The sequence below is a fragment of the Pirellulales bacterium genome (genome assembly GCA_036490175.1).
In the GTDB taxonomy this organism is placed as follows: Bacteria; Planctomycetota; Planctomycetia; order Pirellulales; family JACPPG01; genus JACPPG01.
Genome location: DASXEJ010000215.1, coordinates 44,374 through 54,557 on the forward strand (window position 1 = coordinate 44,374; position 10,184 = coordinate 54,557).

Annotated in this window: 4 protein-coding genes; 2 read left to right on the plus strand and 2 right to left on the minus strand. The window is 59.1% G+C overall.

What is annotated here, in order from left to right:
* Position 1: 1 nt before the first annotated feature.
* Positions 2-3,172 (minus strand): fibronectin type III domain-containing protein, encoded by a 3,171-nt coding sequence (locus VGG64_15365; protein ID HEY1600981.1) that lies wholly within the window; start codon positions 3,170-3,172, stop codon positions 2-4.
* Between the two features lie 933 nt (positions 3,173-4,105).
* Here VGG64_15365 and VGG64_15370 point away from each other — a divergent pair.
* On the plus strand, positions 4,106-6,721 hold the full coding sequence (locus VGG64_15370) for a PSD1 and planctomycete cytochrome C domain-containing protein (protein ID HEY1600982.1): 2,616 nt from the start codon (positions 4,106-4,108) through the stop codon (positions 6,719-6,721).
* Positions 6,722-6,784: 63 nt separating this feature from the next.
* A complete protein-coding gene (locus tag VGG64_15375) occupies positions 6,785-8,191 on the plus strand; it encodes a DUF1501 domain-containing protein (GenBank protein HEY1600983.1) in 1,407 nt (468 codons plus the stop codon).
* Between the two features lie 110 nt (positions 8,192-8,301).
* Here VGG64_15375 and VGG64_15380 read toward each other — a convergent pair whose 3' ends face one another.
* Positions 8,302-9,969, minus strand: coding sequence for a SufS family cysteine desulfurase (locus tag VGG64_15380; protein ID HEY1600984.1), 1,668 nt, complete (start codon positions 9,967-9,969; stop codon positions 8,302-8,304).
* Positions 9,970-10,184: the final 215 nt, after the last annotated feature.

Here is a 10,184-nt window from a genome sequence, read left to right on the forward strand (position 1 = left end):
GCTACGACGTGGTCGTCGCACTGATCCACGGCGTCGCAGCCGAGGCATAGGCGTTGAACGCCACCAGATTAAAGTCGTACAACGTAGCCGCCATCAGTCCGCTAATCGACGCTGACGTGGTGGATGCCGGATAACTACCCACGAGCACGGGCTGTCCGCTTTCGATTTCATACAGATTAAATCCGGTAGCGCCGCTGGCGGCCGTCCAATTCAAATCGATCTGTGTCGCCGATGAGGCCGTGCCGGTAAAGCTGTCCGGAGCCGTCACGACGCCGCCGGTCGTCACGCTGATCCACTGCGTGGCGGCCGTTGCGTTGGCGTTGAAAGCCACCAAGTTGAACAAATACGCGGTAGCCGGCGAGAGTCCGCTGATCATCGCGGATGTGGTCGACGCAGAATATGTGTTAATGAGCACAGGCTGCCCGTTCTCAAGTTCATACAGATTGTATCCGGTCGCGCCGCTAGCGGCTGTCCAGTTCAAAGAGATCTGTGTTGTGGACGAGGCGGTGCCGGTGAAGCTATCTGGTGCCGTCACCGCTCCGGCAGTCGTGGCGCTGATCCATGGCGTGGCGGCCGTTGTGTTGGCGTTGAAAGCCACCAGGTTGAACACGTAGGCCGTGGCCGGCGAAAGTCCGCTGATTGTCGCCGAGTTCGCCGACGCCGAAAGCGTATTGATCAAAACCGGCTGCCCATTCTCGAGTTGGTACAAGTAATACCCCGTCGCACCATTGGCCGCAGTCCAATTCAGATTCAGTTGCGTCGTCGAAGTCGCGGTGCCGGTGAAGCTGTCGGGCGCCGTCACACCTCCCGCAGTGGTGGCGCCAACCCAAGGTGTCGCGGCTGTCGCGTTGGCATTGAAGGCCACCAAATTGAATTGATACGTCGTGACGGGCGAAAGACCAATGATCGACGCCGAGGTCGTGCTGGAAGAATAGGTGTTGATCAGAATTGCTTGCCCATTTTCAAGTTCGTACAAATGGTAGCCTGTCGCACCGCTGGCCGGCGTCCAGTTCAAATTCAGTTGCGTCGTCGATACCGCGGCGCCGGCGAAGCTATCCGGGGCAGTCACGCCTCCCCCCGTAGTGGCGCTAACCCAGGGCGTGGCAACGGTCGCGGCGGAATTGAAGGCCACCAGATTAAACAAGTACGTCGAGGCGGGATTCAGCCCGCTGATGGATGTCGTAGTAACCGACGCGCCAAATGTGTTTATGTTAACTGGCTGTCCATTCTCCAACTCGTAGAGCGTATATCCGGTTGCGCCGCTGGCGACCGTCCAATTCAGGCCTATTTGCGTCGACGAAATCGCGTTACTCGTAAAACTGTCGGGCGCCGTGATCCCGAGGGGAACGGTTGTGCTGATCCAGGGCGTACCGGCCGTGGCATTGGAATTGAACGCCACCAGGTTGAAGGCGTATGTCTTGCCGGGCGTCAGCCCATTGAGCGTCGCCGAAGTCACCGACGACGAATAAGTGTTAAGCAGAACCGGCTGTCCGTTTTCAAGCTCGTAGAGGCTAAGGCCGGTGCCACCAGCCGCCGCCGTCCAATTCAAGCTGATTTGTGTCGTCGAAGTCGCCGTGGCGGTAAACCCGTCGGGCGCCGACACACCGCCGGACGTGGTTGCGCCGATCCACGGTGTGGCCGCCACCACGGTACCGTTCGAGGCGACCAGATTGAATTGATACGCCGACGCAGGCGCAAGTCCGCTAATCGTTGCCGAGGTGGTCGATGCGGTATAGGTATTAATCAGGACGGGCTGCCTGTTCACGAGTTCGTACAGACTGTAACTCGTGGCGCCATTGGCTGCCGTCCAGTTCAGGCTGATCTGGGTTGTCGATAATGCGGTGCCTGCAAAGCTGTCGGGCGCCGAAACGATACTGTCCGTGGTGCCGCTGATCCATGGCGTAGCCGCCGACGTGCTGTCGTTGAAGGCCACCAAGTTGAATTGGTACGTCGAGGCGGGCGAAAGGAACCCGACCGTTGCTGACGTGGTTGACGCGGGATAAGTATTGATTAGTACCGGATGCCCATTCTCCAATTCATACAGGCTGTATCCTGTGGCGCCGCTTGAAGCGGTCCAGGTGAATCCAATTTGATTCGTCGATACGGCCGTGGCTGTTGTATCGAGCGGAACCGACACCGCGCCGGGGGTCACTCCGTAAATCCACGGTGTGGCCGCCGATGTACTGTCGTTGATGGCCACCAGGTTGAATGCGTACGTGGTGCTCGGCGAGAGTCCGCTGATCGTCGCCCAGGTGGTCGTCGGCGAATACGTGTTGAGAAGCACCGGCTGCCCATTCTCCAGTTCATACAAGCTATAACCAGTGGCGCCGGCAGATGGCGTCCAGCTCAAGCCCATCTCGGTGTTCGACATCGCGGTGGCAATGGGATACCCGGGCGCTGACACGCCTCCGGCAGTGGCCGCACCTGTCCACGGCGTCGCGGCCGAAGTACTGTTGTTAAAGGCCACCAGGTTAAACTGGTAGGCGGTGGCAGGCGAAAGCCCGCTTACCGTGGCCGACGTCGTTGTGGGAGAGTATGTATTAATCAGAACCGGTTGCCCATTTTCCAATCCGTACAGGCTGTATCCGTTGATGTTGCTAGAAGCGGTCCAGGTCAAGCCGATCTGAGTGCCCGAAATTGCACTTGCCGTCAGATCGCCAGGTGCCGCCAAGCCCCCATCGGTGGCTGCGCTAATCCACGACGTCGCGGCCGCTTCGCTATTGCTAAAGGCCACCAGGTTGAATTGGTAAGCGGTTGCCGGCGCCAGCCCGTTGATCGCGGCCGAGGTTGTCGACGACGAATAGGTATTGAGTAGAACCGGCAGGCCTTTTTCCATCTCGTACAGGCTATATCCGGTTGCGCCGCCCGATGCCGTCCACGTCAGCGAGATCTGCGTCGGCGAAACAGCGCCCCCCGTAAAGCTGCCGGGCGCCGACATAGCGACTAAATCGTCGCTAGTAGCTGCGCCAGGCACTACTAAACCAGACGCGCTTTGTTGCAATTGCGCGGCGGACATGCCCACGATGCCCGGCGGGTCAATCGAACCACTGGCGTTCGGAGCAGTCAGCCCGGCAGCCGAAAACATATGCCGCGGCTCGAATTCTTCGAATCTCAAGCGGCGCTTCGGATGATGCCTGGCAGCCGCACGCTTTGACCAAAAGAGGCGTTTCATAGGCTCAGCGATCTATGAAGAGAATGCGTCTGGAAATCAGAAAAGGGGCCGCAACGGCGCGCCGTCAAGGCTCGGTGTCGGCGTTGATTTTCGTAAACGATGCCGACTGAACGCAGACTAAACACGGTGCGGCATTCCTGTGATGAATCCTGCAATGGAAATGAACAACCATCGACGTCACCGCCGTAGGCGATCGAACTGAAGAAAGTGGCGATAGAGAAGTGCTTTGAGCGGCGAGGGAATCCCTGCGTCGCCCAAAAATTGGTGGTCAGCGCACCGCCGTCCCGCTTTGAACTCTGCACCCGAAATCGCCCGATGTGTCGAGACGTCCGGCTTGACATGGCCACTGCATTCAGCAGCGCGGATGCAAGCGGTGGTTCAGTCTCGTTGGGACGTGCATTTGTCGCGGCGGCGTTGCGCGGCGCATGGAATATCATCTTCCTATCGACGAGGCAATACCGAGATGATCTCGGACTGCCGCGAGTCACCGTAAAGGGAATGAGCACGAATCTACCCGGCCGGTGCATTCCCTTTGACGCGTTGACGTTAGAAGTGCGAACCACTATTGACATTCGCCGCGAAATGGCAATAATCACTACTTGATCAACTTAATGATCATTCGACGAATTGTTCGGGGGAGCATCTTCGCTTTTCGCAACCAAGCGTAGCTGACTGGAGCATCCGGAGGCACACGCGGTCTTCTCACAAGGAAGCAGCATGTCATGTCTCAATCGTTCGGTCCTTTTCAAGCTCTTGTTGGCAGCTCGTCGCTACCTTCTGTGGGCAGCTCATCGCCCTCATACTCGCTGTCCCCATTGTCGCCTGATGCCTGGCTAGGCGCTTTGTCGTCCTCGCGCTGGTAGTTTGTTCAATTAGTGTTATTGCGCAAGTTGCCTTAAGTCTGTGCGTGATTGTATTCCAGAAAGGCCGTTCATGGTCGCTCGTTTGTCGTTTGCCGCATCGACTCTGTTGATACTATGTGTCGCGTTCTCACGCGCGTTGTGGGCCGAAACGCCATCCACAGACAACGCGGCGGCCGAAGAGTTCTTCGAGAAGAAGATCCGGCCCCTGCTTGTCGACAATTGCTACAACTGCCATTCGGCCAGCACCAATTCTCAAGGAGGTCTGCGCGCCGACGATCGCAACGGTCTCCTAGTCGGCGGTGATCGCGGTCCGGCGATCGTACCGGGTGATCCGGAAAACAGCGTGCTAATTCGCGCCGTCAGTCACACCGACGGCGATCTGAAAATGCCCCCCAAGAAACGGCTTTCAACCGATCAGGTGGCCGACCTGACGCAGTGGGTCAAAGATGGCGCCCTGTGGCCGGGTTCGCGCGTCCAGGTGCCGATCGGCGAGCCGAATCCCGAATACGATTCCTTGCGCAAATCGCATTGGTCGTGGCAGCCGATTCGCGCGCCGCACGTCCCGGTGGCAAGCGATCCGGATTGGGGCAACAGTCCCATTGATGTCCTCCTCTACGAGCAACTCACGGCGCATGGCCTAAGGCCTGTCGCCGAAGCCGACAAGAAAACACTTATCCGCCGCCTGACGTTTGACCTCACGGGTTTACCGCCGACGCCCCAGGAGATCGATGCCTTCTTGTGGGACGCGGCGAGCGATGCCTACGAGCGGCTCGTCGATCGACTGTTGGCGTCGCATGCTTTCGGCGAGCATTGGGGACGGCATTGGTTGGACGTGGCTCGCTACGGCGAATCGACTGGCTCATCTCGCAATTTGCCGTACCCTCACGCCTGGCGTTATCGCGACTACGTGATCGATGCCCTCCACAAAGACAAGGCCTACGATCAATTCGTGCGCGAGCAAATCGCCGGGGATCTTCTGCCGGCCGACTCGGCTACGCAGCGTGACGAACAACTCACCGCGACCGGCTTTTTGGCTCTCGGAGTCAAGGATGTCAATCAACGCTACAAAGTTCGCTTCGTGATGGACAATATTGATGAGCAGATCGATACCGTAAGTCGCGCCGTGCTCGGGCTGACGGCCAGTTGTGCTCGTTGCCATGACCATAAGTTCGATCCGATTCCCACAGAGGACTACTACGCCCTGGCTGGCATCTTTCATAGTAGCGATCTATGCTCCGGCTTGCGCAACAAGATGGGGGGCGGAGGACTGGACTATTACGATTCTCAGATGCTGCTGCCACTCGGTCCGGAACGAGCACCTGACCCCGAGGTGCTAATAAAAATCGACACCGCTAAGAGTGCTGTCGCCGCGGCCCGCGAAGAGTTCGAGGCACTGCGCGGCAGTCCGGCCGGAGACGAGCCAGGCCCCAATGGCCGTCCGAAGCGTGCCATGGCCCGGCAGAAACTGCGCAAATTACAACTCGAATTGAGTGCCCTCACCGATCCGGCCGCCAATGGTCGTCCACTAGCGCTAGGCATTCGCGATGCCAAGACCATCGGCGACACCGAGATCCGCGTCCGCGGCGAAGCCGAAAAGCTTGGTCCCGCAGTGCCGAGAGGGTTTCTCAGCCTGCTTGCCGTTCCCGGTGTACCGGGAATAGATCCCCTGCACAGCGGCCGCCTGGAGTTGGCATATTGGTTGACCAGTCCGCAGAATCCGCTGACACCGCGCGTGTTCGTCAACCGTGTTTGGAATCATCTCTTCGGCCAAGGCTTGGTAAAGAGTGTCGACAACTTTGGTGTGACGGGCGACGCGCCATCGCACCCCGAGTTGCTTGATCTGCTGGCGGCGCGATTTATCGCTGATGGTTGGTCCACCAAAAAGCTCGTACGTGCGATCGTCCTGACCCATACCTATCGACTGAGCAGCGATGAGCTGCCAGGCAACATGGCCGTTGATCCCAGTGCCCGATTCGTGTGGCGGCACAATCCGCGACGACTCGGCGCCGAAGAGATCCGCGATGCCCTGTTGGCCATGGGCGGCAAGCTGGATTTGGTGCCCCCCACCGGTTCGCCTGCCCAAGACCTCCCAGTGACCGAGTTGCGCAACAATGGCCCCGAGGCACGAAAACTTGCCAGTATCGTGGCCGCAAATGTGGGACGCAGCATCTATCTTCCTTTGCTGCGCGATCTAACACCTACGGCTCTTGCCGCCTTCGACTTCGCCGAGCAAGGCATGGTCACCGGGCATCGTGATACGACCACTGTGGCGCCGCAAGCACTGTACCTGCTGAACGATCCCTTCGTGTTGCGCCAATCGCTGAACCTCGCCGAGCGATTGCTCCGTCGCGACGATCTCGATGATACGTCGCGCGTTGATTGGGCTTATCGCTTCACGCTCGGTCGTGGGGCTACGACCGAAGAAATCGAACGGACCAAGGCCTACCTCATGGACTACGAGAACGTGGCCAAGGACTTGTTTTCACCAACCCCCGCACCGGCCGCGCCCGATGCCAATACTGTCGCAGTAGCGGCCAAGCCGGCGCCGGCCAATCCCGATGAAGCGGACCAAACCGACGAACCTGTGATTGCCGAGAAGGTTCAAGCCACGAACCCTAGAGCATCCGCCTGGGCAAGTTTTTGCCAGGCGCTCTTTGGCTCGGCCGAATTCCGATATCTCAAGTAGAAAAGTAGTTAAGCCGCGCCGCGCATGACTTTGCACCGACTCAAGTATTCTTGCAGGATATACATGCCAAATATTCGCCTCTCCAAAATCGCAAGCGACGTTCCGCTCACGCGCCGCCGGGCTTTGCAAACCGCCAGCGCCGGCTTTGGTTATCTGGCACTTGCGGGCATGATGGGCAATCAGGGCACAAGTGCGGCTAGCGCGGCAACCAGCAAACCAAATGCCTTGGCGCCGTTAGCGCCCAAGCCGCCTCATTTTCCGGCCAAGGCCAAGCGGATCATATTCCTGTTTATGCAGGGAGCGATCTCGCAAATGGATACCTGGGAGTACAAGCCGCGGGTTCAGCAGGACGATGGTAAGGTTGGGCCCGGCGGCGGCACCGTCACCGGGTCGAAATTCAAGTTCGCGCAACATGGCCAGACCGGCACGTGGGTCTCGGAGCTTTATCCGCACCTGGCGAAGCACGTCGACGATTTATGCTTTGTGCGCGGATTGCACACCGACACGCCCGCTCACCCCGAAGCGGTCATGCAATTGCACACCGGTGCGGCGATCGTCTCTTTGACGCGCCCCTCGATGGGGGCTTGGCTGATGTACGGGCTGGGAACAGACAATCAGGACCTGCCGGGGTACATCACGATTAATCCGCCCCCCAATTTCGGTGGCGCTGCAAACTACGGCAGTGCGTTCCTGCCCGCCCACTTCCAAGGGACAAAGATCAACGATATGGGCTACCTGCCCAATTTGAAGCCGCAGGTCGCCACGTCTTTACAGCGCAAGCAAATCGATTTGATCCAAGCCATGAATCGCGATTTGGCGCGCACGCCGGGCGCACCAGACGAGCTCGATGGCGTCATTCAGTCCTATGAGCTGGCATTCAAGATGCAGGGCAAGGTGCCGGAGCTGTTGGATTTATCGCAAGAACCGCAGCACATCTTGGACGAGTACGGCGTAAAGCCTGGGGCCGCGGGCAGCTTCGCCCGGCAGTGCCTGATGGCGCGCCGCCTGAGCGAAGCCGGTGTGCGGTTCGTCGAAATTTGCCAGCCCGGCTGGGACCATCACAACAATTTGCACAAAGGGCTGATCAATAATTGCGCCGCCACGGACCAGCCCACGGCAGCCCTGCTGAACGATTTGCAACGCCGTGGACTACTCGACGAGACGCTGGTGCTGTTTGGCAGCGAGTTCGGCCGCATGTCGACGGCGCAGGGAGCCGATGGCCGCGATCACAACATTACCGGCTATCCCATGTGGCTTGCCGGGGCAGGCGTGAAACGCGGCTTCTCGTACGGTGCCACTGACGAATTTGGCATACATGCCACCGAAGGCCGCATGCATACCAACGACCTGCATGCGACGCTGCTGGCGCTCATGGGCTTGGACCACGAGCAACTAACCTATCGCTACGCCGGACGGGATTTCCGTCTCACCGATGTAGCCGGCAATGTGGCTTGGGATATTTTTGCCTGAGCGGACGATCGTCGCGACAAAATATCGCAGGAACGCGGCGTTTCGCCATCCGTTCCGACGACAACCTGCGCCGCAGCACATTGTTGTGCGTCTAAGTCGCGCGACCAAGACTAGCGCGTCGAGATGTGCTGGATGCGCTTCAGCGCGTCTACCAACCGGTCGATCTCGCCCGTCGTGTTATAGATCGATAACGATGGTCGCACTGTGGTCTCGACACCAAAGCGCCGTAGCGATGGTTGCGAACAATGGTGGCCGGCGCGGACGGCAATGCCTTCTTGATCGAGCAGCCGGCCGACATCTTCGGTGCGGCGATTCGGCAGCACAAACGATAGCACGCCAACCTTCTCGCGGGCCGTACCGATCAAGCGCAGGCCGTTGACCTGCGACAGCCCTTCAGTCGCGTACTCGAGCAGCGAATGCTCGTAGGCGGCGATGTTCGACAACCCCAGGCGATTGACATAGTCGAGCGCGGCCCCCAAGCCCACGGCATCGGCGATGTTGGGCGTGCCGGCTTCGAACTTGGCCGGCGAGTCGGCATACGTTGTTTCCTCAAAGGTGACGTTGCGGATCATATTGCCGCCCCCTTGCCACGGGGGAAGAATGTCGTGCATTTCTTCATTGACGTAAACGGCCCCGATGCCGGTCGGTCCGAAAATCTTGTGTCCCGAGAAAACAAAGAAGTCGCAACCCATCTGCTGCACGTTGACAGGAATGTGGGCCACCGATTGGGCACCGTCGATCAACACTCGGGCGCCGTAGCGCTTCGCCATATGGGTCATTTCCGCAACGGGCAAAATGGTGCCCAAACTATTCGATGCTTGCGTTAGCGCGACGACCTTGGTGCGTGGGCCGAGGATTTTTTCATAGTCCTCGAGCATAATCTCACCACGGTCGTTCACCGGAATGACCCGCAACGTGGCTCCCTTTTCTTTGGCCATCATTTGCCAAGGAACGATATTGGCATGGTGCTCCAGCATCGAGAGCACGACTTCGTCCCCAGGTTGCAGGAACTTACGACCGTACGTTTGCGTGATCAGATTGATCCCCTCGGTCGTCCCGCGCACGAAGACAATCTCCTTGACCGAAGAGGCCCCGATAAACGATTGGATCTTCTCGCGGGCTTTTTCGTAGGCGTCCGTAGCCCTGGCGGCCAGCGTGTGCGCACCACGATGAATATTGGAGTTGTCTTGTTCGTAAAACCGCGATAAGGCGTCGATCACGCATTGCGGCTTTTGGGTCGTGGCGGCATTATCCAGCCAGGCCAACGGTTGGCCGTGAATGCGTTGCCGTAGGATCGGAAAATCTTCGCGGATCGCAGGGATATCCAGCGGGCGACTGCTACCCACGGTGCGAGCCGCTGCCGAAGTGAATACCCGCTGATAGCGATCTTGCCCTAACACGTCCATTCCGGGGTCAACGCCCGCATGCTGTGCGCGACGGATCTTCTGCACGAACGCGCTGATGCCGGCCGACGAGTTGGGGGCCGGCGCCATCGTCTCGACGGGCGCCGGAATAGACGCCGATTCATAAAACGAGGGGATGCTGGGGGCCGCGCTGTGCTCTGACGGCTCTGCGCCAGGAACCCGCGGAATCGCCGAGAGGTGCGGCAACGAACTGATCGAAACGGGGATGCTTCCCAAATGGGACGGAAGCGACGCCGGCGACGACGGTATCTCGCCCGGCACGGCGCTCGGCGACGGAGCCGCATTGCCCTGAGGTGCCTCGTTATAGATGCGCGAAGCCAGCTGCGCGATCAAATCGGGAGTGATCTCTTCCACAATGATTGCTCCGACTAAGGGCCGCTCGTAGACGATTCACCTAACGGCGCTTTACTTGACTTTGCTTTGCCGATGATCGTAGTCGTGGTAGTAGCCGACTTCGACGTTTTCCAGCACACCCAGTGCGTCGTCGGTCAGAACGGCGCAGGAGTGGTACAGCGTCAGCAGGTACGAGGCGACGCCCAGACTGTCGAGCCCCATCAAGCGGGCCGACA

What these genes read in the sequence shown, in the direction of transcription:
- VGG64_15365 (HEY1600981.1), bottom strand. Translation starts at nt 3,172, where the DNA reads ATGAAACGCCTCTTTTGGTCAAAGCGTGCGGCTGCCAGGCATCATCCG.
- VGG64_15370 (HEY1600982.1), top strand. Translation starts at nt 4,106, where the DNA reads ATGGTCGCTCGTTTGTCGTTTGCCGCATCGACTCTGTTGATACTATGT.
- VGG64_15375 (HEY1600983.1), top strand. Translation starts at nt 6,785, where the DNA reads ATGCCAAATATTCGCCTCTCCAAAATCGCAAGCGACGTTCCGCTCACG.